This window comes from Actinoplanes sp. NPDC051411 (assembly GCF_040682075.1).
GTDB lineage: Bacteria > Actinomycetota > Actinomycetes > Mycobacteriales > Micromonosporaceae > Actinoplanes.
The window spans coordinates 76,569-98,615 of the sequence record NZ_JBFBAD010000009.1; the positions used below are offsets into that span (position 1 = coordinate 76,569).

Sequence of the window (22,047 nt, forward strand, 5' to 3'; positions counted from 1 at the left end):
GAGGGCGCGTGGACTCGACCTTCTGGGGGCCGGACTTCGCGGAACTCGAGCGCGACGATCCGGAGATCGCCCGTGTGCTCCTCGACGAACTGGGCCGGCAGCGCGGCGGCCTGCAGCTTATCGCCAGCGAGAACTTCACGTCGCCGGCGGTGCTGGCGGCGCTCGGCTCGACGCTGGCCAACAAATATGCCGAGGGCTATCCGGGCCGGCGCTACTACGGCGGCTGTGCCCAGGCCGACCGAGCCGAACAGCTCGCGATCGACCGGGCCACGCTGCTCTTCGGCGCCGAGCACGCCAACGTGCAGCCGCACTCGGGCGCCTCGGCCAATCTCGCCGCCTACGCCGCGCTGGCCGAGCCGGGCGACACCGTGCTGGCCATGGAGCTGCCGCACGGTGGGCACCTGACCCACGGCAGCCGGGTCAACTTCTCCGGCAAGTGGTTCCACCCCGTCGGCTACCGCACCGCGCCGGACACCGGGCTGATCGACTACGACGAGGTGCGCGACCTCGCGCTGGCCCACCGGCCCAAGCTGATCATCTGCGGCGCCACCGCCTACCCCCGGCTGATCGACTACGCGGTGTTCCGCGCGATCGCCGACGAGGTCGGGGCCTACCTGATGGTCGACGCCGCGCACGTGATCGGCCTGGTCGCCGGCGGCGCGATCCCGTCGCCGGTCGAGCACGCCGACGTGGTCACCTGCACCACCCACAAGGTGCTCCGCGGGCCGCGCGGCGGCATGATCCTCTGCCGGGCCGAGCTGGCCCGGCGGATCGACAAGGCCGTCTTCCCGTTCAGCCAGGGCGGTCCGATGATGCACGCCATCGCGGCCAAGGCGGTCGCCTTGCGCGAGGCGGGGCGCTCGCGCTTCCAGTGGTACGCGCGGCAGATCGTCGACAATGCCCGGACCCTGGCCGCCGGACTGGCCGCCGAGGGGATGCGGCCGTTGACCGGCGGCACGGACAACCACTTGGTCCTGGCCGACCTGCGCGAGCTGGGCGTGTCCGGTTGCGACGCCGAACTGCGCTGCGAGCGGGCCGGCATCACGCTCAACAAGCACGCCCTGCCGTACGACCCGGAGCGGGCCGCGGTGACCTCGGGCGTGCGTCTGGGTGCGCCGGCGGTCACCACGCAGGGCATGGGCGAGGCGGAGATGCGTACGATCGCAGGGTTGATAGGCGCGGCCGTCCGCGCCGATCCGCAGACCGAGGGTGGTGCTCGCGCCCTGCGCGAGCTCGCCGGGCAGACCCGCGCCCTGGTCGATCGCTTTCCCGCTTACGCCGCCAGGCAGGATGTCATGGCATGACCGCCCGCACCGAGCCGCAGCAGCCGCACCAGACGACGGCGTGCCAGGCGAGGGCCGGAACGGCATGCCCAGGGAGGACAGAATGACCGACCCCGACGTCACGCTCGAACCCAAGGCGCCGGTTCAGGCGCATGTCGGCATCGTGCGCACGATCCTGGGCCGCGACGACGAGGACGACGACCGTCCACTGCCCGACCTCCCGCCGCTGCCGGAGGACCCGCGCTGGCGCATCGAGCACCTGCCGCTGGTCACCGCGGTCGGCATGGCGCTGGTGCTGTGCGCGTTCTCGGTCGGTTTCCTGGCCGACGGTGTGCCGGGCGCGCTCGGCGCGGCCGGCGGGGTGCTGGTCGTGTCGGCCGGGGTCACCCTGACCACGCTCGCGATCGCCTGGGCCGACGTGATCCGCCCGGAACTGGTCATGCCGGTCGGCCTGGGCGTCTACGTTGTGAAGTACGCGGCGATCGTGTTCCTGCTCTTCGCCGTGGCCGGAAGCGGCTGGAGTGGAGCCCGCCCGATGTTCTGGGGCGTGGCCGTCGGCGCCGTGCTGCTGACCGGCATGCAGGCCTGGTGGCTCACCCGGCTCGCCTCCCGGCGGGCGTCGGCCGCTCCGCCGTCCTCCAAGGACCCTGCGTAAAGGGCCAGTTCAGAGGGCGAATCCGGCAAGATCGACTTGAGGGATGATGCCCGATCCGGTGACTGGCGCGTGCCGTGCGTGGATTCGACTTGCGCCAGAGGAGTACTGTTTCGCCAATTGGCGCGGCCACCCGTCGCCCGGACAACATCGCGTTGCCCGGGGGGTGCTGCATAGGCGCCTCCTTCCGGCTGATATCTTTCTCCCAGTCATGGCCGGTCAGTTACCCCCTTCTGATGAATCCCCCGAGGACGAGATCCCGCCACCCCCCATCGATTCCGGGGCCGGCATGGCGGCGGTCAGTTATCTCATCGGGGGCATGGTCATATGGGGTGGGATCGGCTGGCTGGTGGATCACCACTTCCACACCCACGGCATCGCGTTCGGCATCGGAACGGTCGTCGGGGCTGCGGCTGGTGTCTACCTTGTTGCGCGCCGCTTCGGCGCCTGACCTGGAAGGGCTATCGTGACCGGTCAGACGATCGTTCTCGCTGAGGGCACGCCGTATTGGCCGCCGTCGGTCCACGACTTCTACGCGCCTTCGATCGCGCCGTGGGGGGCCGACGGCTACGACAACCCGTGGATCACCCGGATCACGGTGATGCTGTGGCTCTCGGTCGCCGTCATCATCCTTTACTTCCTGCTGTCCTACCGGAAGCCGCAGCTGGTTCCGACCAAGAAGCAGTGGCTCGCCGAGTCGATCTACGGCTTCGTGCGGAACAACATCTCGATCGACATGCTCGGCACCAAGGACGGCGTGCGTTTCGCGCCCTATCTGGCGACGCTGTTCACGTTCGTCTTCGTGATGAACCTGTGGGGCATCATCCCGTTCTTCCAGGTATCACCGAACGCGCACATCGCCTTCCCGGCCGTGCTCGCGGTGCTGACCTATGTGATCTTCATCGTCCAGGGTGTGAAGCGTCACGGCGCGGGCTACTTCAAGCACGCGCTGATCCTGCCCGCGCCGTGGTTCATCCAGCCGATCCTGATCCCGATCGAGTTCTTCTCGACGTTCATCGTGCGGCCGTTCTCGCTGGCCGTCCGGTTGTTCGCGAACATGTTCGCGGGCCACATGCTTCTGCTGGTGTTCACGCTCGGCGGGTTCGCGATGATCAACGCGAACGCCCTGCTCTCGCCGGTCTCGGTGCTGTCATGGATCATGACGATCCTGCTGACCTTCCTCGACTTCGCGGTCATCGCACTCCAGGCTTACGTCTTCACCGTGCTGACCGCCAGCTACATCCAGGGCTCGCTGGCCGAGGGCCACTGACCCTCCAGTTTGTCTGTAAGTCCCCGTAGTCGTCCCGCGTGACAGACACGCGAGATCTCAGGAGGAACTCCGAATGTCTAGCGTCGCCGAAGTTGTGGGTAGCACCGCTGCCATCGGTTACGGCCTTGCCGCCATCGGCCCGGGTGTCGGTGTTGGTCTGATCTTCGCCGCGTACATCCAGTCGACGGCCCGCCAGCCGGAGGCCGCGCGCATCACCCAGCCGTTCATGTGGATCGGCTTTGCCGTGGTCGAGGTTCTCGCGCTGCTCGGTATCGCGTTCGGCTTCATCTGGGCCGGCAACCCCATCCAATAGTTCTCCGCCCTCGAAGGGGGTGCACATGATTCACACCACCACCTACCTGGCCGCGGAAGAACAGATCAACCCGATCATCCCGCTCTGGCAGGAAGTCGTGCTCGGCTTCGTCGCGTTCGCGGTCGTTGCCTGGGTGTTGATGAAGTTTGTGTTCCCGCGCATGGAGGAGACCTTCCGGGCGCGTGTGGACGCGATCGAGGGTGGCATCAAGCGGGCCGAAGAGGCTCAGGCCGAGGCCAACAAGACTCTCGAGCAATACCGGGCGCAGCTGGCCGAGGCTCGCACCGAGGCCGCGCGCATCCGCGACGAGGCCCGGGCCGACGCCGAGGGCATCCGCCAGGACGTCCTCGCCAAGGCGCGGGAGGAGTCCGAGCGGATCATCCAGGCCGGCAACGAGCAGCTCGCTCAGCAGCGCGAGAGCATCCTGCGCGAGCTCCGGTCCGATCTGGGCACGCTCGCGGTCGACCTGGCCGGCAAGATCGTCGGAGAATCCCTCGCCGACGAGGCTCGCAGCCGGGGCACGGTCGAGCGCTTCATCAACGAGCTCGGTGCGGCCGGCTCGGCGGGCGGGCGGCGCTGATGGCGTCGAGCGTCAGCCGGGAGGCCCTCGCCAAAGCGTCCGAGAAGCTCACGGCGGACACCGCGAAGGTCACGGCCGCGCAGTTGGCCACGGTCGCCGACGAGATCCTGTCGGTGGCCGGCCTGCTGCGGGCCCAGCCGCGTCTGCGGCGGGCGCTGACCGATCCGGCCCGGTCGGGCGCCGACCGGGCCGAACTGCTCCGCTCGCTGCTGGCCGGCAAGCTGTCGGAGATCACAGTGGACGCGCTGGCCACCCTCGTGGGCGGCCGGTTCGGTTCGCCGTCCGAGCTTCTCGACGCGACCGAGCGCCTCGGCACCGAGGCGCTGCTCGACTCGGGCGACCGGGCCGGTGACCTCGCCGACATCGAGGACGAGCTGTTCCGGTTCGGGCAGATCGTCTCGGGCAGCGGAGAGCTGGCTGTCACGCTGAGTGACCCCGGTGCGGCCGCGTCGCGGCGGGTTAAGCTGGTGGAGGACTTGCTCAAGGGCAAGGCCAAGCCGGTCACGCTCCGCCTGGTCGAGGTGGCACTGGAAGGCTTCGGTGGCCGCAGTTTCGAGGGCTCGCTGACCCGCCTGGTCGAGATGACCGCGGCGAAGCGCGACCGCCGGGTGGCCTACGTCATCGTGGCCAAGCCCCTCACCGACAGTGAGGAGCAGGCCTTGGCGAGCAAGCTGTCCGACCTGTACGGCCGACCGGTGTCGCTGAAGATCGACGTCAACCCCTCCGTCATCGGTGGCGTCAGCGTCAAGGTCGGCGCCGACCTCTACGACGGCACGGTTCTGCGGCGACTCAACGAGGCCAAGCAGGCCTTCGCTAAATAGATATTCTTCGCACCAGGGGTTGACAGCCCCGGTGACCAGGCCCCTCGGTGGCGGCGACGTCCCGAGCTAGACAGAGAAGGCAGAGGATGGCCGAGCTGACCATCTCCTCGGACGAGATCCGGGGGGCGCTAGAGCGCTACGTCTCGTCCTACACGCCCGAGGTCTCCCGCGAGGAGGTCGGCATCGTCTCCGATGCGGGCGACGGCATCGCACACGTCGAGGGACTCCCCTCGACCATGGCCAACGAGCTGCTCGAATTCCAGGACGGCACGCTGGGTGTCGCCCTGAACCTGGACGTCCGCGAGATCGGCGTCGTGGTGCTCGGCGAGTTCACCGGCATTGACGAGGGCCAGCAGGTCAAGCGGACCGGCCGGGTCCTCTCGGTGCCGGTCGGCGACGGATTCCTCGGCCGGGTCGTCGACCCGCTGGGCAACCCGATCGACGACCGCGGCGAGATCGCCAACGAGGGCTTCCGCGAGCTCGAGCTGCAGGCGCCGAACGTCATGGCCCGGCAGCCGGTGAAGCAGCCGCTGCAGACCGGCATCAAGGCGATCGACGCCATGACGCCGATCGGCCGCGGCCAGCGCCAGCTGATCATCGGCGACCGCAAGACCGGTAAGACCACGGTCGCGATCGACACGATCATCAACCAGCGCGCCAACTGGGAGTCCGGCGACCCGGAGAAGCAGGTTCGCTGCATCTACGTCGCCATCGGCCAGAAGGCGACCACCATCGCCTCGATCCGGGGCACCCTCGAGGAGCAGGGGGCGATGGAATACACGACCATCGTCGCGGCTCCGGCGTCCGACCCGGCCGGCTTCAAATACATCGCGCCCTACACGGGCTCGTCCATCGGCCAGCACTGGATGTACGCCGGCAAGCACGTCCTGATCGTCTTCGACGACCTGACCAAGCAGGCCGAGGCCTACCGTGCGGTGTCGCTGCTGCTGCGCCGCCCGCCGGGCCGCGAGGCCTACCCGGGTGACGTCTTCTACCTGCACTCCCGGCTGCTGGAGCGCTGCGCCAAGCTCTCCGACGAGCTGGGCGGCGGCTCGATGACCGGTCTGCCGATCATCGAGACCAAGGCGAGCGACATCTCGGCGTACATCCCGACCAACGTCATCTCGATCACCGACGGCCAGATCTTCCTGGAGACCGACCTGTTCGCCTCGGGTGTCCGCCCGGCGATCAACGTCGGCACCTCGGTGTCCCGGGTCGGCGGTTCGGCACAGGTCAAGGCGATGCGCTCGGTCTCCGGCCGGCTGCGCCTCGACCTCGCCCAGTTCCGCGAGCTGGAGGCCTTCTCGGCCTTCGCGTCCGACCTGGACAAGGCGTCGCGGGCCCAGCTCGACAAGGGCGTACGCCTGGTCGAGCTGCTCAAGCAGCCGCAGTACTCGCCGTACTCGGTGGTCGACGAGGTCATCGTGATCTGGGCCGGCACCACCGGCCAGCTCGACGACGTCCCGGTCGGCGACGTGCGCCGCTTCGAGACCGAGTTCCTGCCCTGGATCAAGCGGCACCGCAGCGACACCTACACCGCGATCGAGTCCTCGGGCCTGCTCAACGACGACAACATCGAGAGCCTGAAGTCGGGCATCGACGAGTTCAAGGAACTCTTCCGCCAGGGCGACACCGGCATCAAGGTCAACGAGACCGAGGCGGCCGCGCTGGCCGACGGCCGCGAGACTCACGAGACGGTGACCCGCGAGGTTCCCCGTCCCGCGGACAAGAGCTAGTCATGGCCGGTCAGGTACAGGCCCTCCGGCGGCGCATCCGCACCGTCCGGTCGACCAAGAAGATCGCGAAGGCGCAGGAGCTGGTCGCCACCAGCCGCATCGCCAAGGCGCAGGAGCGGGTCGCCGCCTCCAAGCCGTACGCGGAGGCGATCACCCAGGTCCTGACCGCCCTGGCGTCCAACGCGACGATCGACAACCCCCTGCTGGTCCCGCGCGAGCGGGTCCGGCGGGCGGGTGTCCTGCTCATCACCAGCGACCGCGGCCTGGCCGGCGCCTACAACGCCAACGCCATCCGCACCGCCGAGCAGCTGATCTCCCGGCTGCGCGCCGACGGCAAGGAGCCGGTTCTGTACGTCGTCGGCCGTAAGGGCGTCGGCTACTACCGGTTCCGCAACCGTCCGATCGAGACCAGCTGGACCGGATTCTCCGAGCGGCCCTCCTTCGAGGACGCGAAGCGGATCGGGGACGCGCTGCTCGAGGCCTTCCTCGCGGGAGCCGACGACGCCGACGCGCACTACGGCCCGGACGGCATCCAGGGCGTCGACGAGCTGCACATCGTCAGCACCCAGTTCAAGTCGCTGATGACGCAGTCGGCCGAGGCGCACTTCCTGGCGCCGATGGAGGTCGAGGACCGGGAGGCCGAGCCCGGCCTTCGCCCGGCGTACGAGTTCGAGCCGGACGCCGACGAGTTGCTCGACGCGTTGCTGCCGAAATACCTCAACACGCGGATCTACGCGGCGTTGCTGGACTCGGCGGCCAGCGAGTCGGCATCGCGCCGACGGGCGATGAAGAGTGCGTCGGACAACGCGGACGACCTGCTCAAGCGGTACACGCGCGAGATGAACTCCGCGCGGCAGGCTGCGATCACCCAGGAAATCAGTGAGATCGTCGGCGGCGCCAACGCGCTGGCCTCGTCGGGAAGTGATGAGTGATGACTGCTACAGCTGAGCCCACCAAGACGGAGACCGGTGTCGGCCGCGTCGTCCGGGTCATCGGCCCGGTCGTCGACGCCGAGTTCCCGCGTGACGCCATGCCCAACATCTACAACGCGTTGCACGTCGACGTGACCCTCTCCGGGGGCACCAAGACGCTGACCCTGGAGGTCGCCCAGCACCTGGGTGACAATCTGGTCCGCGCGATCTCGATGCAGCCGACCGACGGTATGGTCCGCGGCGCCGAGGTCACCGACACCGGCGCGGGCATCTCGGTGCCCGTCGGCGACGTGACCAAGGGCCACGTGTTCAACGCCCTCGGCGAGGTGCTCAACGTCGACCCGTCGACCCTGGACATCCAGGAGCGCTGGGCGATCCACCGGGAGCCTCCGGCGTTCGCCGACCTCGAGCCCAAGACCGAGATGCTGGAAACCGGCATCAAGGTGCTCGACCTGCTCGCGCCGTACGTGCGCGGTGGCAAGATCGGCCTGTTCGGTGGCGCGGGCGTGGGCAAGACGGTGCTCATCCAGGAGATGATCATCCGGGTGGCCCGCAACTTCGGCGGTACGTCGGTGTTCGCCGGCGTCGGCGAGCGCACCCGTGAGGGCAACGACCTCATCCTGGAGATGGAGGAGGGTGGCGTTCTCGACAAGACCGCCCTCGTCTTCGGCCAGATGGACGAGCCGCCGGGCACCCGCCTGCGGGTCGCCCTGACCGCGCTGACCATGGCGGAGTACTTCCGGGACGTCCAGAACCAGGAGGTGCTGCTCTTCATCGACAACATCTTCCGGTTCACCCAGGCCGGTTCCGAGGTTTCCACGCTGCTCGGCCGCATGCCGTCGGCCGTGGGCTACCAGCCCACCCTGGCCGACGAGATGGGCCAGTTGCAGGAGCGGATCACCTCGGTCCGGGGCAAGGCGATCACCTCGATGCAGGCGATCTACGTGCCCGCCGACGACTACACCGACCCGGCGCCGGCGACCACGTTCGCCCACCTGGACGCGACCACCAACCTCGAGCGGTCGATCTCCGACAAGGGCATCTACCCCGCCGTCGACCCGCTGGCCTCCAGCTCGCGGATCCTGGCGCCGGAATACGTGGGTGCCGAGCACTACGCGGTCGCCCGTGAGGTGCAGCGGATCCTGCAGAAGTACAAGGACCTGCAGGACATCATCGCGATCCTCGGTATGGACGAGCTCTCCGAGGAGGACAAGGTCACGGTGCAGCGGGCTCGCCGCATCGAGCGTTTCCTCTCGCAGAACACGTACGCGGCCGAGCAGTTCACCGGCGTCCCCGGCTCGACGGTCCCGCTGAAGGAGACCATCGAAGCGTTCAAGAAGATCAGCGAGGGGGAGTACGACAACTTCCCTGAGCAGGCCTTCTTCATGTGCGGTGGCCTCGAGGACCTCGAGAAGAACGCGCACGAGCTGATGAAGGGCTGACCCCTGCGGCAGCTCGACGGGCCGCACCGATCCTCGATCGGTGCGGCCCGTTGCCGTTTCTCCGGTGGTTTTCGTCCGTTTGTACCCAATACGTGCGGTTTTACGGTATACGCCGTTGGATAGGCTTTCCCGTGCACGCTAGGTGATCAAACGGTCTACCCACGGAGATCAAGTGCCTGAGCCCTCAAGACGCCGCACCCCGCTGTGGGCGCGCCTGTGCGCGGTTTTCGGCTGCGTGCTGATGATGGCCAGCGGCGCCGCGATCGTGGCGAGCAAGCTCCTCGTGGCCCGGTACGAGAACGCGGTGCACAACCAGGACCTGTTCGGCGACACCGCCGCGGCCGACCGGCCCTCCGACATCCGGGGCCCGCTCAACATCCTGCTCGTCGGCATCGACCCGCGCGACGCCACCACCGCGCCGCTCTCCGACTCGATCATCGTGGTGCACGTGCCGGCCGGCATGGACAAGGCGTACCTCTTCTCGATCCCGCGCGACCTGCTGGTCGACATTCCGGCGTTCGACAAGACCGGGTTCCGGGGCGGTCGCTCCAAGATCAACGCGGCGATGTCGTACGGCAGCTCGGTCGGCAACGGCAAGCACGACGTCGCCCAGGGTTTCGACCTGCTCGCCAGGACGGTCTCCCAGCTCACCGGCATCCACGACTTCGACGCCGGCGCGATCGTCAACTTCGGCGGCTTCAAGAAGATCGTCGACGCGATGGACGGCGTGACGATGACGATCGACCAGAACGTGAAGTCCGAGCACCTCCAGCCCGACGGCAAACCCCGGCCGAGGTACGCGCGGTGCGCCGACAACACCTGCGCGCACCCCTATTACGGCCCTCAGGCCACCTACAAGCCCGGCACCTACCACCTGCAGGGCTGGCAGGCCCTCGACTATGTACGGCAGCGCTACGGCCTGCCCAACAGCGACTACGACCGCCAGCGGCACCAGCAGCAGTTCATCAAGGCGATGGCCCAGCAGGCGCTGAGCAAGGACGTCATCACCAACCCGGGCACGCTCGACAAGGTCCTCAAGGCGGCCGGCAGCGCGCTGATCTTCGACGGCAAGGGCCACAGCGTCGTCGACTGGGGCTTCGCCCTCAAGGGCATCCGGTCGCTGAACATGACGCTGATCAAGATGCCGGGCGAGTCGCTGTTCGACGGACGTACCTATCTGGGCGAGGGCCTGAAACCGAGCGCGACCGACTTCTTCGCCGCGGTCGGCCGCGACGACATCGGCAATTTCCTCTTCGACCACCCGGAATACCTGAACAAGGCCGGCTGATCGGGCCTGTGGCGGTCGCCACCCGCTGCTACGCGCGGTGGCTGCTCCGTTTAGACTTCACCCAATCGGTTCCCTCTCGCCGTCCGGTGGGATCTAACCAGGGAGATAGCGTGGCCAACCAGCTGCACGTGAACGTCGTAGCCGTCGAGGAGCGCGTGTGGTCCGGCGATGCCGAGATGCTCGTCGCCCGCACGACCGAGGGCGAGATCGGCGTGCTCCCCGGTCACGCCCCGCTGCTGGGCCTGCTCAAGGAGCCGTCACAGGTGAGGGTCAAACTCGCCGGCGGTGAGCAACTGACCTATGACGTGGCCGGCGGCTTCCTCTCGATCGACGCCGACGGGGTCACGGTTCTCGCCGAGAGCGCCACGCCCGCCCAGCCCGAGACCCGCTGACGGCCCGCGATGCGGGTTCTGGAAGTCTTCGGAATCTGCGTCGTCGCGCTGATCGCACTTCTCTTCGCGATCTTCTTCCGCGCCCGGCTGTTCATGCTGGGCGGCGGCACCATCCGGCTGCAGGTCCGGGTCAGCACGATGATCCCGGGCCGCGGCTGGTCCACCGGCATCGGCCGGTTCCACGGTGACGAGCTGCGGTTCTACCGCATGTTCAGCCTCGCCTTCCGCCCCAAGCGGGTCCTCGACCGGGCCGACCTCGTCATCGAGGAGCGACGGGTGCCCGAGGGGCCCGAGCGGCTCACCATGCCCGGCCACTGGATCGTGCTGCGGCTCTCGACCCGCGGCGACCAGTTCGACATCGCGATGGCCGAGTCGACGGTCACCGGCTTCCTGTCCTGGCTCGAGGCGGCCCCGCCCGGGGCGCCGGGCTCGGTGGCTCCGCGCCCGGCGATCCACCCGCGCCCCATCGACTACTGAGCGCCCGACTGCCGAGCGCCCGACTGCCGAGCGCCGGGCGGCGGGCGCCCGGACTATGAGCGCTCGGTTACATAACGCTCGCCGTCGATGACTACGGCGGGTAAGTTGCTTGCCGATGAGCGACCTTCCCGACCTCGGGCGGGCGTCCACTCTGGACGACTTCGCCGAGACCCTGCGCGGCCTCAAGACGTGGGCCGGTAACCCCTCGTTCGAGACGATCACGGCCCGGGTCAACGCGCGGCGCGCGGTTGTCGAGCAGGTCGGCAAGACGACCGTGGTCGACTGCTTCCGGGCCGGCCGCCGCCGGCTCGACGCCGAGCTGGTGGCCGCGGTCGTCGAGGCGCTGCACCCCGACCCGGGCTACGTGTCCCAGTGGCAGCAGGCACTGAGGGTGATCAGCGGCGAGACCCAGGCCGCCGCCCAGGTGCGGGTGCTCGACGCTCTGCCCCCGGACCTGCCGACCTTCACCGGGCGTTCGGCCGAGCTCGACCGGTTGCGTGACCTGGCGCGGACGGGCCAGGCGGTGGTGATCTCGGCGCTGGCCGGGATGGCCGGAGTGGGCAAGACCCAGCTGGCCGTGCACGTCGGGCACGTCCTGCACGAGGAGGAACCGTTCGAGCGGATCCTGTTCGTCAACCTGCGCGGCTTCCACCCCGACCCGGCGCAGCCGCCGGCCGACCCGGCCGCGGTGCTCGACGGCTTCCTCCGCCAGCTCGGCGTCAGCGGGCATCAGGTGCCGCACCCGGTCGAGGCCCGGGCCGAGCTGTTCCGGCGGAAGCTGACCGGGCTGCGCAGCCTCGTGGTGCTCGACAACGCCTCCGACGAGAAGCAGGTCGCGCCGCTGCTGCCCGACCTGCCCGGCTGCGTGACCCTGGTGACCAGCCGCCGCAACCTGGGGGCGCTCGACCCGGTGTCCCGCTTCGCGGTCGACGTCTTCAGCGAGGCCGAGGCCCTGCGCTATCTGGCCGCCGCGGTGCCGCGGATCCCGGTCGGCTCCGATCCTCAGGCGGCGGCCCGCATCGCGCGCCGGTGCGGCCATCTGCCGCTGGCGCTGGCCCTGGTCACCGGGCACATGCGGGCCAAACCCGGCTGGACGCTGACCGATCACGCCGACTGGCTCGACGAACGCCACGAGAACCGGCGGCTCGACTCGGAGATCGAACTCGCGCTCGAGGTTTCGTACCGGAATCTGCCCGCCGGAGGGCGGGAGTTCCTTCGCGTGATCGCCCAGCACCCGGGCCAGGATTTCGACGCCCGGGCGGCGGCCGCGCTGGCCGGCACCGACCTGCCGACCGCCGAGGTGCGGCTGCGCGAGCTGGCCTCCGACAACCTGGTGCAGTCGGCCGCCACCGGCCGTTATCAGCTGCACGACCTGGTGCGGGACTATGCGGCGGCCCGGTCGGCGGACGAGGACCGCCGGGCCGACCGGGACGCCGCGATGACCCGGCTGCTCGAGCACTATCTGGCGACCACGGCGGCGGCGATGGACCGGCTCGACCCGGCCGGCCGGACGCTCCGGCCCGAGATCCCGCCGCCCGACCTGCCCCTGCCCGATCTCGGCGAGCCGCTGACCTGGCTCGAGGCGGAGCGCCACAACCTGATCGCGTCGGTCACCTACGCGGCGGCGGCCGCCCGGGCCGGGCACGCCACCCGGATGGCGGTCGTGCTCTCGCGCTACCTGCAGGGCCGCTACAACACCGCCGCGCTGCTGGTGCACGAGGCGGCGGCCCGGGTGGCGCGGGAGGCGGGCGACGAGGTCGGCTACGCGGGCGCGCTGACCAACGCGGCCAACGCCGAGATCTTCCTCGGGCGGCACGACGCGGCGGCCCGCCGGCTCGAGAACGCGCTGCGCATTCTCGGCCGGCATGACCGGCCGGTCGACACGGCCCGCGTGCTCAACAACCTCGGCATCGCCAATGCCCGGCGCGGGCTCTACCAGGAGGCCCTCGACTTCTCCCAGCAGTCGCTGGACCGCTACCGGTTGCTGGGCGATCGCACCGGCCAGGCGCGGGCGCTGATCAACCTGGGCAACCTGGCCGGCCGCCGCGAGCAGCCGGACGCCGCGGTCGAGCATTACCGCGAGGCGCTGCTGGCCTACCGGGAGACGGGCGACCGCAACGGCGAGGCTCTCGCGCTCGGCAACCTCGGCGGCGCCGAGATGAAGCGGGAGCGGTACGACTCGGCCGAGAACTATCTGATCCGGGTGCTGGAGATCAACCGGGAGCTGCGCCGGCCGAACATCGAGGCCAACGCGCTCGACGATCTGGGCCTGCTCAGCACCCGGCGCGGCGACGGCGACCGGGCCGCCGACTACCACCGGCAGTCGCTGAAGATCTATCGCGATCTCGGCGACCGGGCCGGCGAGGCCTGCGCGCGGAACGGGCTCGGCGAGACGGCCCGGGCTCGGGGACGGTTCGAGGAAGCCCGGGACGAGCACCTGCGGGCCCTGGAGATCGCCGCCGACCCGGACGTCGACGAACGGAGCGAGCAGGCCCGCGCGCACACCGGGCTGGCCGAGGCCTGCCGGGGGCTCGGGGCGGTCGCCGAGGCCCGCGAGCACTACCTGGTGGCCGAGGGGCTGTGGACGAAGCTCGGCTCACCCCGGGCGGCCGAAATCACCGAAGCGCTCGCGTCGCTCGGCGGATAGCGTTGCCAATATGCGAATTCGGATCGTCGACGCGTTCACCGACCGGCCCTTCGCCGGCAACCCGGCCGGAGTCGTGGTTCTCGAATCGGCGTTTCCCGACGACGAGTGGATGCAGTCGGTGGCGGCCGAGGTCAACCTCTCCGAGACCGCGTTCGTGCACCCGCTGCCGCCGGGCGGAGACGCCGACTTCGCCCTGCGCTGGTTCACGCCCGCGGTCGAGGTCGCGCTCTGCGGCCATGCCACGCTGGCCACCGCGCACGTGCTGGCGCGGCCGGGCACCGTCCGCTTCGCGACCCGCCGGAGCGGCGTGCTGACCGCGACCGCGGCCGACGACGGGGCGTACACGCTCGATTTCCCGGCCGCGCCGCTCAGCCCGCTGCCGCCCGACCCCGATCTGGCCGAGCTCCTCGGCACCGAGATCGTCTCGCTGCACCACACCGGCCCGATCACCGACGACTACCTGGTCGAGCTGGTCTCCGAGCAGGCGGTCCGCGAGCTGATCCCCGACCTGGCCGGGCTGGCCGGGTTCTCGCACCGCGGCATCGTGGTGACCGGCCCCGGCGCCGACTACGACTTCGTCTCCCGCTTCTTCGGCGTGGGCGTCGGCGTGCCGGAAGACCCGGTGACCGGCAGCGCCCACACCGCGCTCACCCCGTTCTGGGCGCAGCGGCTCGGCCGCACCGAGATGGTCGGCTACCAGGCGTCCCGTCGCGGCGGTGTCGTGCGGGTCGCGCTGAAGGGCGACCGCACCCTGCTCACCGGCCACGCCGTCACCGTGATCGACGGTGAACTCAAGGCCTAGGAGGGCGGCGACGACTGGATCTCGACCTCGTAGCCCCAGTTGTCCTCCAGATAGGCGGCGTAGGTGTCGGGGCCGCCGGCGTGCGGGTGGCGGTCGGCGAAGAGCAGCGACCAGCCGTGCTCGGGAGCGTCGGTGGTGAGCCGGTCGACCTGCTCCCGGCCCGAGGCGGTGAAGGCCAGGTGGTTGAGGCCGGGCGCTCGGCGATCGTGGACGTCGCCGGTCAGGGCCGGCGACTGCTCCAGCACGATGTAGACGTCGCCGTGGCGCCACGAACGACCGGCCGGCCAGTCCTGGAACTGCTTCCAGCCCAGCTCGCCCAGCAGCCAGCCCCACGGGCCGGCCGCTGCCTGGAGGTCGGGCACCCACAGCTCGACGTGGTGCAGCATCAGGCGCCGCCCCCCGGCACCCAGGTGACGTCGCCGCCCGGGTTGGCCACCCGGGACAGGATGAAGAGCAGATCACTGAGCCGGTTGAGATATTTGGCCGGCAATTCCGAGGTCCGCGACGGCTCGGCTTCGAGGAGGGTCCAGGCCGAGCGTTCCGCTCGGCGTGCGACCGTACGCGCCACGTGCAGCAGAGCCGCACCGGGCGTGCCGCCGGGCAGGACGAAGCTGTTCAGCGCCGGAAGCGTCTCGTTGTACTCGTCGCACCAGCCCTCGAGCCGGGTGATGTAGTCCTCGGTGATCCGCAACGGGGGATAGGGCGGGTCGTCGGCGATCGGATTGCACAGATCGGCGCCGACGTCGAAGAGGTCGTTCTGCACGGTGCCGAGCACACCGCGTACGTCCTCGGAGAGCGCGCCCAGCGCGAGCGCCACGCCCAGGGCCGCGTTGCACTCGTCCGCGTCCGCGTAGGCGGAGATCCGCGGGTCGGTCTTCGCGACCTGCTCGTTGTTGCCCAACCGGGTCTGTCCGCCGTCGCCGGTCCGGGTGTAGATGCGGGTGAGATGCACGGCCATGCACCCACCCTACGGACGTTCGCCTTCCGGGCGACTCCTACCATGGCCCGCGTGGATGTGATCAGGGTCAAGGGCGGCGCACGCCTGGCCGGAGACGTGACGGTCGGCGGCGCGAAGAACTCGGCGCTCAAGCTGATGGCGGTCACGCTGCTGGCCGAAGGTCGCAGTGTGGTCGAGAACGTTCCCCGGATCACCGACATCGCGATCATGGCCGAGGTGCTGCGCCGGCTGGGCTGCCAGGTCGCGCTGGAGGGCAACCGCGCCACCATCGACGTGCCGGCCGAGCCGGGCAGCGAGGCCGACTACGACCTGGTCCGCCGCCTGCGCGCGTCGATCTGCGTGCTCGGCCCGCTGCTCGCCCGCCGCGGATACGTGCGGGTGGCGCTGCCCGGCGGCGACATGATCGGCTCGCGCGGTCTCGACATGCACATCTCCGGCCTGACCCGGTTGGGCGCCGAGATCTCCGGCGAGCACGGCTACGTGATCGCGTCGGCGCCCAAGGGCCTGCGCGGCGGCAAGATCTGGCTCGACTTCCCGAGCGTCGGCGCGACCGAGAACATTCTGATGGCGGCCGTGCTGGCGCGCGGCGTCACCGAGATCGACAACGTGGCCCGCGAGCCCGAGATCGTCGACATCTGCTCGATGCTGACCGCGATGGGTGCCCGAATCGACGGCGCCGGCACGTCCACCCTGACGATCGAGGGAGTGGATTCGCTGCGCCCGGTCAACCACACCACGGTCGGCGACCGCATCGTGGGCGGCACGTGGGCGTTCGCCACCGCGATGACCCGGGGCGACGTGACCGTGCGGGGGGTGCGGCCCGAGTTTCTCGACATCGCGCTCGACAAGCTGGTCAACGCCGGGGCGGTGATCGAGCCGGGCGACAACCTGTTCCGCGTGCGCATGGACGACCGTCCCCGCGCGGTCGACATCGTGACGCTGCCCTATCCCGGCTTCGCGACCGACCTGCTGCCGATGGCGATCGGCCTGGCCTCGGTGGCCGAGGGCGCCTCGCTGATCACCGAGAACATCTTCGACGGCCGGTTCATGTTCGTGAACGAGATGGTCCGGCTCGGCGCCGACATCCGCACCGACGGGCACCACGCGGTCGTCAACGGCCGGGAGCGGCTCTCCGGGGCGCCGGTGCGGGCGACCGACATCCGGGCCGGGGCCGGGCTGGTCATCGCCGGCCTGTGCGCCGACGGGGTGACCGAGGTCGGCGAGGTGCACCACATCGACCGGGGCTACCCCGACTTCGTCTCCGACCTGGCCAAGCTGGGCGTCGACGTGGAGCGGGCCGACGTGCCCGAGCCGACCTTCGACTTCTAGAAAGCCCCGACCACCCGCCGCGCCTCCTCCAGCTGCTCGGTGAAGACCAGCACCGCGGTGCGCCCGTCCGGGCCGGTCGCCTGGGTGGCCCGGATGCCGGCGTCGACGAGCATCCGGCGGATCTCGTCGGCGGTCTCCGGGCTGTCGGCGAACGCGGCCGGGCCGAGCAGGCCGTAGTCGTCCCCGAGAACCGGCTCGCGGTGGATCGTCCATTGCAGGCCCATGCGCCAGAAGACGGCGCCGAGGAAGCCGACCAGGCCGACGGCGATCAGCGGCCCGATGAGGTACCAGCCGTTGCCTGAGGGCATGGGCACAGTCTGGCACCGGGGATTCGCGTTTTACCGGGATTTGCCCCGATAGGAGCAGGTGCCATCCCTGAGTTTCCGTTCAGTAGGGTGGTGATGCCGGGCATCGGCGCCCGGCTCGGTGAGAGGGAGATTCACATGGCGGGTCGACTCGCGGTCATCGGCTCCGGGCTGATGGGTTCCGGCATCGCGCAGGTCTCGGCGCAGTCCGGCTGGCACGTCACCATGCGGGACGTGGACGACGCGTCGCTCAACCGCGGCATGACGGCGATCCGCGACTCGCTGAGCCGGTTCGCCGCCAAGGGCAAGATCAGCGAGGACGACGTCGAGGCGACGCTCGGCCGCATCACGCCGACCACCGACATGGACGCGGCCGCCGACGCCGACGTGGTGGTCGAGGCGATCTTCGAGAAGGTCGAGGCCAAGCACGAGGTCTTCCGCGCCCTCGACAAGATCTGCAAGTCGGGTGCGGTGCTCGGCACCAACACGTCGGCGATCCCGATCACCCAGATCGCCGCGGTCACCGAGCGCCCCGAGTCGGTCGTCGGCATCCACTTCTTCTCGCCGGTGCCGATGATGAAGCTGGTCGAGCTGGTGCGCGGCTACCAGACCTCCGACGACACGCTGATCAGCGCCCGCACCTTCGCCGAGGAGGTCGGCAAGACCTGCGTCGAGGTGAAACGCGACGTCGCCGGCTTCGTCTCCAACCGCCTGTTCTCGGCGATCCTGGTCGAGGCGATCAAGCTGGTGGAGTCGGGCGTGGTCAGCGCGGCCGACCTCGACACGGTGATGAAGCTGGGCTTCGGCCACGCCATGGGCCCGCTCGCCACCGTCGACCTGACCGGCCTCGACGTGATGCTCAACGCGGCCGGCAACATCTACCGCGACACCCAGGACGACAAGTTCTTCCCGCCCGAGCTGCTCCAGCGCATGGTCACGGCCGGCGACCTGGGTCGCAAGACCGGCAAGGGCTTCTACACCTACTGAGCGGTTCCGGCCCTCTCCGGCCCTCCGCGGCCGTACCGTTTGCCCGGACATTTCGGCGCGGGGGGAGCGGCTGACATGGTGGTGCAGGCACCGGCACCGGAAGATACCCAGTGGGCGCTGGCCGAGGCGCGGCGGGAGGCGCTGGCGGTCGCGCCCGGGTGGTTCCGGGCCTGGCCCAAGGGCGGCGAGAAGTGGTCGGCCGTCAACGTACGGTCGGCCACCCAGGTCATCGTCAACCACAGCCGCGAGGACGACCGGCACCCGGACAGCTGGACGGTGCGGGCGCTCTTCGGCGGCCAGGCGGTCGAGCTGCGGGTCGGCCCGTACGACTCCAAGGACCAGGCGATCCTGGTCGCCCACGCGGTCCTGAAGGTCGCCTTCGGCGACGACGTACCGGGCTAGGCCGGGTCAGCGGGCGCCGGCGAAGGCCAGGGAGATCAGCGTCGCGGCGATCATGCCGCCGAGCAGGGTCAGGCCGACACCGCCGATGTCGAGGCGGGCCCGCAAGCGGCGCCGGGCGACCAGGGCCGCGATCGGCACACCGACCGACGGGGCGGCGACGAACGTGGCCCAGCCGAGTCCCCGCAGGACCGAGCCGCCCCAGATGCCGGTGCTGCCGAACGTGACCAGGCCCGCCGCGAGCAACGAGGCCATCGCCGCCAGGACCGCGCCGGCCGGCGGCAGCAGAGCCAGCGCCCAGCGCGGCAGCGGGCGCCGGCCGAGCGGCCGGATCGTGTCGTCGATGCGGGAGGCGGCGCGGGCCAGCAGCGTACGCGGAGACTCGCGACCGCTGGTCGAAGCCGCCGTCAGCGGATCGGACGGGTTGCGCGGCAGCGCGACCCGCGGCAGCGACTCGACCGGGGCCGGCTCGGGAAGCTCGCCCAGCGCCCGCACCCGCAGCCCGCGGGCCCGCCGCAGCTGGTCCCAGAGGCGGGACGCCTCGCGGTCGATGTCGAGCACCTGGGCCGCGGCCGCGCCCGCCCACCGGTCGGCCGAGGTGGCGTCGCCCTCGGCGCGGGCCAGTTCGCCCGCCGCCTGGGCGGCACTGTCCTGATAGGCCTGTTCGGCGCCGGTCAGGTCGTCGTCGCGTTTGCGGTTGGCCTCGGCCAGGGCGTTGACCATCAGCTGATAGTCGTGGCCGGGCGGGCGTCGATCACGCATGGTCACTGTTCACCTCGTACGGGATGATCACTTCCGGCGTGCGGTGCACCGAGCGGTCGAAGAACAGACCTCGGCGGCGTCGCGGGTACCAGACCGGGCCGCCCGGCTGGGGGTGCAGCGGGGCCAGGTCGGCGCCCTGCACGTCGAGGGCGACCCACGCGCCGATCGCGTCCAGCCGCGCCCCCGGGCCGCCCAGGCTGTCGCGTAGCCGGGCCACCGAACGCCACCAGCCGAGCATGTGGGTGCGCCGCTCGGGGCCGTCGGTCAGCAGCCGGCGCAGCGCCTCCGGGGAGGGCACCGCGTCGAGCGCGTAGCCGAGCACGTAGTGCGGGCGGTCGAGCACCGGCACCTCGGCCAGGTCGTCGTGCCAGTCGGCCGAGGGCAGCTCGGCGACCAGGCGGGCCGCCGCCCGGCCGGCGTCTGGGTCGAGGCAGACCACGCTGAAGTGGGCCGGGCCCTGCGCGGCCAGCGACAGCGCGGCCGCCGCGAGCACGTCGCAGGCCTCGTCGACCCGGGTGCCGAGGACGGCCAGGTTGCGTCCGGGCATCCGGCCCAGCCGCAGCCGGGCCGGCCGGGCGGCCACGTCGATCCGTTCGCCGAGCACCGCGCCGGGTGACGAGCCGACCGGCGCGTCGAGCGAGGGCACCGGGCCGGACGGCCGGCACGAGGCGGGGAGCTGGGGGATCGCGTCGCCGTCGAAGATCCGGGGCTCCTCGCAGCCGGCCGGCCGGGCCCGCCACAGGCGTCGTTGCAGGCCGCGCCAGCGGGTGCGGTCGCCGGCGTCCGGCAGCCGCACGATCAGGTTGGCGCCGGGTGCGCCCGATTCGGCGTTCACGACCGCGTGGTGCCGCGGGATGACCGCGGCGGCCAGGTTGTCGTCGGCCAGGATGCGGCGCGCCTTGGGCAGCGCGATCCGCAGGGTGAACTGTCCGATCAGGCCGGAGCGGCCCCACAGCGCCTCGATGCCGGAGACGTCCTGGGACGCCAGGATCAGGTGGATGCCCTGCGAGCGGCCGCGCCGGGCCAGGTCTTCGAGCAGGGTGACCGCCTCGTCGGCGACCGCGTCGCGGCCGGCCAGCAGCACCTGGAACTCGTCGATCACGGCCACGATCCGCGGCCAGTGGCCGTGCGGGTCTTCCACCCGCAGCTCGGACAGCTTGGCCGCGTCGTGCCGCTTGGCCGCCTGCGCCCGCATGCGCAGCTCCTCGCTCAGGTGCCGGAGCATGGCCAGGCCGAACTCGCGGTCGCCGTTGACGTTGAGCCCGGCCAGGCGCACCTGGGGCAGCCAGCTGGAGTCGCGCGGTCCCGGCACGAACCGGGCGAACGACACCCCCTCCTTGAAGTCGAGCAGGTAGAGGGCGAGCTCCTCGGGTCCGTAGCGGGTGGACAGCGCGGCCAGCCAGGCGTACAGGAGGTTGGTCTTGCCGGACCCGGAGGGTCCGCCGATGAGCGCATGCGGCGGGTCGTCGCCGAGCGGCACCTCGATGAGCCCGCCGGCGCCGTCGGTGCCGTCGCCGATCGGGGCGAGCAGGCCGTGGGCCGACGACTCGGACCAGAACTTCGGCGGCTCCAGGTCGGACATCCGGGCCGGTGGGGGCCCGGCGCGCAGCCGCTCGGCGGTCGCCCGGCAGAACGCCGCCACCTGATCGGCGGCGGGCGGCGGGTCGAGGCGGATCTCCAGGTCACCGGTGAGATCGCAGGTCGCCGTCTGGTCGCGCACGGCGAGGCGGCGCACGGTCGGGTGCTCGGCGAGCTCCAAACCCCGGGCAACCACGTGTACGCCGCAGGCCACGCCCGTCCGCACGATGCGGTCGAGTTGAGCCCGCTGGGCGGAGGTCAGCTCGCCGGCGGTCGCGGCGTCGGCGAGCAGGACGACGACCTGCCACGGTTCGGGTCGCGGGCCGGCGCCGGTGCGGGAGCCGCCGCCCGCCGCGGTCAGGTCGGCCAGCGAGACGTATTCGCCGGCCAGCACCGTCTCGTTGACCCGGCAGATGTGCTCGACCAGCCCGTCGAGCATGCCGCTGAGCCCGCCCGGCCCGACGAACGAGATGCCGAGCGGCGCGAACGAGGCGAGCGTGCCGCCCAGGTGCTCGGGGTCGTAGACGGTGAGCTGCACCTCGCCCGGCCGGGTGCTGCCGAGGGCGCGCAGCAGCAGGCCCGTGATCATCCCGTCGACGGTCGCCTGCGGGCCGCTCAGCTCCAGGTGGGCGGCGTCGAGCAGCGGGACCAGGCCGGGCAGCGCCACCGCGTCGTCGAGTCCGAGGGTGCCGATGCGCAGGAGCCCGGGGCGGGTGCCCGGTTCGGGTTCGGTCGGCGACCACATTCGCCAGGGCAGGCCGGCCGCGCCGGAGGCGCTCAGGGCGGCCAGGTGGCGTACGTTCCCGGCGAGCCGTGCCGTTTCGAGCTGATAGCGCTGCTGGATGTCGCGGCGGGCCGAGTCGCGGGCTTCGGCGAGCTGGTTGAGGCAGGTCGCGTACGCGTCCCGCACCAGGCGCCGGCGATGCTCTGCCTCGCCGCGGGCCGACTCCGCGGCCGCCAGCACTGCCCGGGCGGCCCCGCGCGCCTCGGCCAGTTCCTGGCGGACGACGGCGACCAGCGCGTTGCGGTGGTTACCCACTCGACCCCCCGGAATCCACGTAGGGGGATTTTACCGATTTTGACCCATTCTGCAG

Annotated in this window: 23 protein-coding genes; 18 read left to right on the forward strand and 5 right to left on the reverse strand. The window is 70.8% G+C overall.

Annotated elements, in window-relative coordinates:
* Positions 1–8: 8 nt before the first annotated feature.
* The 15 genes from glyA (at position 9) to AB0M88_RS07450 (ending at position 14,635) form a co-directional block, all read left to right on the forward strand.
* On the forward strand, positions 9–1,304 hold the full coding sequence (gene glyA / locus AB0M88_RS07380) for a serine hydroxymethyltransferase (protein WP_364096820.1): 1,296 nt from the start codon (positions 9–11) through the stop codon (positions 1,302–1,304).
* Between the two features lie 82 nt (positions 1,305–1,386).
* Positions 1,387–1,938: a hypothetical protein gene (locus tag AB0M88_RS07385; RefSeq protein ID WP_364096822.1), complete on the forward strand. Its 552-nt coding sequence runs from the start codon at positions 1,387–1,389 to the stop codon at positions 1,936–1,938.
* Between the two features lie 208 nt (positions 1,939–2,146).
* Positions 2,147–2,386: an AtpZ/AtpI family protein gene (locus tag AB0M88_RS07390; protein WP_364096825.1), complete on the forward strand. Its 240-nt coding sequence runs from the start codon at positions 2,147–2,149 to the stop codon at positions 2,384–2,386.
* Positions 2,387–2,401: 15 nt separating this feature from the next.
* Entirely contained in the window at positions 2,402–3,205 is an 804-nt protein-coding gene (gene atpB, locus AB0M88_RS07395) for a F0F1 ATP synthase subunit A (protein WP_364096828.1), read from the forward strand.
* Positions 3,206–3,278: 73 nt separating this feature from the next.
* A complete protein-coding gene (locus tag AB0M88_RS07400; protein ID WP_364096831.1) occupies positions 3,279–3,518 on the forward strand; it encodes an ATP synthase F0 subunit C in 240 nt (79 codons plus the stop codon).
* Between the two features lie 25 nt (positions 3,519–3,543).
* A complete protein-coding gene (locus AB0M88_RS07405; RefSeq protein ID WP_364096834.1) occupies positions 3,544–4,098 on the forward strand; it encodes a F0F1 ATP synthase subunit B in 555 nt (184 codons plus the stop codon).
* Entirely contained in the window at positions 4,098–4,919 is an 822-nt protein-coding gene (locus AB0M88_RS07410; RefSeq protein WP_364096837.1) for a F0F1 ATP synthase subunit delta, read from the forward strand. The genes AB0M88_RS07405 and AB0M88_RS07410 overlap by 1 nt, the downstream gene beginning before the upstream one ends.
* A gap of 86 nt (positions 4,920–5,005) precedes the next feature.
* A complete protein-coding gene (gene atpA / locus AB0M88_RS07415; RefSeq protein WP_364096840.1) occupies positions 5,006–6,655 on the forward strand; it encodes a F0F1 ATP synthase subunit alpha in 1,650 nt (549 codons plus the stop codon).
* 2 nt (positions 6,656–6,657) lie between these two features.
* Positions 6,658–7,587 carry a F0F1 ATP synthase subunit gamma gene (locus AB0M88_RS07420; RefSeq protein ID WP_364096842.1) on the forward strand — a complete coding sequence of 310 codons (930 nt, stop codon included), beginning with the start codon at positions 6,658–6,660 and terminating at the stop codon, positions 7,585–7,587.
* Complete coding sequence (atpD, locus tag AB0M88_RS07425) at positions 7,584–9,029, forward strand: F0F1 ATP synthase subunit beta (RefSeq protein WP_364096845.1); 1,446 nt, start codon at positions 7,584–7,586, stop codon at positions 9,027–9,029. Before AB0M88_RS07420 ends, atpD begins: the two co-directional genes overlap by 4 nt.
* Before the next feature lie 241 nt (positions 9,030–9,270).
* Positions 9,271–10,317 carry an LCP family protein gene (locus tag AB0M88_RS07430; protein WP_364097027.1) on the forward strand — a complete coding sequence of 349 codons (1,047 nt, stop codon included), beginning with the start codon at positions 9,271–9,273 and terminating at the stop codon, positions 10,315–10,317.
* 110 nt (positions 10,318–10,427) lie between these two features.
* Entirely contained in the window at positions 10,428–10,709 is a 282-nt protein-coding gene (locus AB0M88_RS07435) for a F0F1 ATP synthase subunit epsilon (RefSeq protein WP_364096848.1), read from the forward strand.
* A gap of 9 nt (positions 10,710–10,718) precedes the next feature.
* Entirely contained in the window at positions 10,719–11,186 is a 468-nt protein-coding gene (locus tag AB0M88_RS07440; RefSeq protein ID WP_364096851.1) for a DUF2550 domain-containing protein, read from the forward strand.
* A gap of 115 nt (positions 11,187–11,301) precedes the next feature.
* Positions 11,302–13,833 carry a tetratricopeptide repeat protein gene (locus AB0M88_RS07445; protein ID WP_364096854.1) on the forward strand — a complete coding sequence of 844 codons (2,532 nt, stop codon included), beginning with the start codon at positions 11,302–11,304 and terminating at the stop codon, positions 13,831–13,833.
* Positions 13,834–13,843: 10 nt separating this feature from the next.
* On the forward strand, positions 13,844–14,635 hold the full coding sequence (locus AB0M88_RS07450) for a PhzF family phenazine biosynthesis protein (protein ID WP_364096857.1): 792 nt from the start codon (positions 13,844–13,846) through the stop codon (positions 14,633–14,635).
* Here AB0M88_RS07450 and AB0M88_RS07455 read toward each other — a convergent pair.
* The gene (locus AB0M88_RS07455; RefSeq protein ID WP_364096860.1) at positions 14,632–15,021 is read right to left on the reverse strand and encodes a VOC family protein; all 390 of its coding nucleotides are present in this window, start codon (positions 15,019–15,021) and stop codon (positions 14,632–14,634) included. The genes AB0M88_RS07450 and AB0M88_RS07455 overlap by 4 nt on opposite strands.
* The gene (locus AB0M88_RS07460; RefSeq protein ID WP_364096863.1) at positions 15,021–15,593 is read right to left on the reverse strand and encodes a cob(I)yrinic acid a,c-diamide adenosyltransferase; all 573 of its coding nucleotides are present in this window, start codon (positions 15,591–15,593) and stop codon (positions 15,021–15,023) included. The genes AB0M88_RS07455 and AB0M88_RS07460 overlap by 1 nt, the downstream gene beginning before the upstream one ends.
* Positions 15,594–15,635: 42 nt before the next feature.
* On the opposite strand from AB0M88_RS07460, the gene murA reads away from it, so the two are divergent.
* Entirely contained in the window at positions 15,636–16,922 is a 1,287-nt protein-coding gene (murA, locus tag AB0M88_RS07465) for a UDP-N-acetylglucosamine 1-carboxyvinyltransferase (RefSeq protein WP_364096866.1), read from the forward strand.
* Here the strand turns inward: murA and AB0M88_RS07470 are convergent.
* Positions 16,919–17,230, reverse strand: a complete 312-nt coding sequence (locus AB0M88_RS07470) for a hypothetical protein (protein ID WP_364096869.1) — start codon at positions 17,228–17,230, stop codon at positions 16,919–16,921. The two genes, murA and AB0M88_RS07470, sit on opposite strands and share 4 nt — an antisense overlap.
* A gap of 135 nt (positions 17,231–17,365) precedes the next feature.
* Here AB0M88_RS07470 and AB0M88_RS07475 point away from each other — a divergent pair, with 135 nt between their 5' ends.
* Together AB0M88_RS07475 and AB0M88_RS07480 are read left to right on the forward strand one after the other, a co-directional pair.
* Positions 17,366–18,214, forward strand: a complete 849-nt coding sequence (locus AB0M88_RS07475) for a 3-hydroxyacyl-CoA dehydrogenase family protein (RefSeq protein WP_364096872.1) — start codon at positions 17,366–17,368, stop codon at positions 18,212–18,214.
* A 75-nt stretch (positions 18,215–18,289) separates the two neighbouring features.
* Complete coding sequence (locus AB0M88_RS07480) at positions 18,290–18,616, forward strand: hypothetical protein (RefSeq protein WP_364096875.1); 327 nt, start codon at positions 18,290–18,292, stop codon at positions 18,614–18,616.
* A 6-nt stretch (positions 18,617–18,622) separates the two neighbouring features.
* Here AB0M88_RS07480 and AB0M88_RS07485 read toward each other — a convergent pair whose 3' ends face one another.
* The gene (locus AB0M88_RS07485; protein WP_364096878.1) at positions 18,623–19,375 is read right to left on the reverse strand and encodes a hypothetical protein; all 753 of its coding nucleotides are present in this window, start codon (positions 19,373–19,375) and stop codon (positions 18,623–18,625) included.
* The gene (locus AB0M88_RS07490; RefSeq protein WP_364096881.1) at positions 19,368–21,992 is read right to left on the reverse strand and encodes an FtsK/SpoIIIE domain-containing protein; all 2,625 of its coding nucleotides are present in this window, start codon (positions 21,990–21,992) and stop codon (positions 19,368–19,370) included. The genes AB0M88_RS07485 and AB0M88_RS07490 overlap by 8 nt, the downstream gene beginning before the upstream one ends.
* Positions 21,993–22,047: the final 55 nt, after the last annotated feature.

Excerpts from the sequence above, each read along its gene's own strand:
- AB0M88_RS07460 (WP_364096863.1), bottom strand. The coding sequence starts at position 15,593 with ATGGCCGTGCATCTCACCCGCATCTACACCCGGACCGGCGACGGCGGA.
- AB0M88_RS07455 (WP_364096860.1), bottom strand. The coding sequence starts at position 15,021 with ATGCTGCACCACGTCGAGCTGTGGGTGCCCGACCTCCAGGCAGCGGCC.
- atpA (WP_364096840.1), top strand. The coding sequence starts at position 5,006 with ATGGCCGAGCTGACCATCTCCTCGGACGAGATCCGGGGGGCGCTAGAG.
- AB0M88_RS07445 (WP_364096854.1), top strand. The coding sequence starts at position 11,302 with ATGAGCGACCTTCCCGACCTCGGGCGGGCGTCCACTCTGGACGACTTC.
- AB0M88_RS07430 (WP_364097027.1), top strand. The coding sequence starts at position 9,271 with ATGATGGCCAGCGGCGCCGCGATCGTGGCGAGCAAGCTCCTCGTGGCC.
- AB0M88_RS07405 (WP_364096834.1), top strand. The coding sequence starts at position 3,544 with ATGATTCACACCACCACCTACCTGGCCGCGGAAGAACAGATCAACCCG.
- murA (WP_364096866.1), top strand. The coding sequence starts at position 15,636 with ATGGCCCGCGTGGATGTGATCAGGGTCAAGGGCGGCGCACGCCTGGCC.
- AB0M88_RS07400 (WP_364096831.1), top strand. The coding sequence starts at position 3,279 with ATGTCTAGCGTCGCCGAAGTTGTGGGTAGCACCGCTGCCATCGGTTAC.
- AB0M88_RS07470 (WP_364096869.1), bottom strand. The coding sequence starts at position 17,230 with ATGCCCTCAGGCAACGGCTGGTACCTCATCGGGCCGCTGATCGCCGTC.
- AB0M88_RS07385 (WP_364096822.1), top strand. The coding sequence starts at position 1,387 with ATGACCGACCCCGACGTCACGCTCGAACCCAAGGCGCCGGTTCAGGCG.
- AB0M88_RS07410 (WP_364096837.1), top strand. The coding sequence starts at position 4,098 with ATGGCGTCGAGCGTCAGCCGGGAGGCCCTCGCCAAAGCGTCCGAGAAG.
- AB0M88_RS07420 (WP_364096842.1), top strand. The coding sequence starts at position 6,658 with ATGGCCGGTCAGGTACAGGCCCTCCGGCGGCGCATCCGCACCGTCCGG.
- AB0M88_RS07390 (WP_364096825.1), top strand. The coding sequence starts at position 2,147 with ATGGCCGGTCAGTTACCCCCTTCTGATGAATCCCCCGAGGACGAGATC.
- AB0M88_RS07475 (WP_364096872.1), top strand. The coding sequence starts at position 17,366 with ATGGCGGGTCGACTCGCGGTCATCGGCTCCGGGCTGATGGGTTCCGGC.
- AB0M88_RS07440 (WP_364096851.1), top strand. The coding sequence starts at position 10,719 with ATGCGGGTTCTGGAAGTCTTCGGAATCTGCGTCGTCGCGCTGATCGCA.
- AB0M88_RS07485 (WP_364096878.1), bottom strand. The coding sequence starts at position 19,375 with ATGCGTGATCGACGCCCGCCCGGCCACGACTATCAGCTGATGGTCAAC.
- AB0M88_RS07480 (WP_364096875.1), top strand. The coding sequence starts at position 18,290 with ATGGTGGTGCAGGCACCGGCACCGGAAGATACCCAGTGGGCGCTGGCC.
- AB0M88_RS07450 (WP_364096857.1), top strand. The coding sequence starts at position 13,844 with ATGCGAATTCGGATCGTCGACGCGTTCACCGACCGGCCCTTCGCCGGC.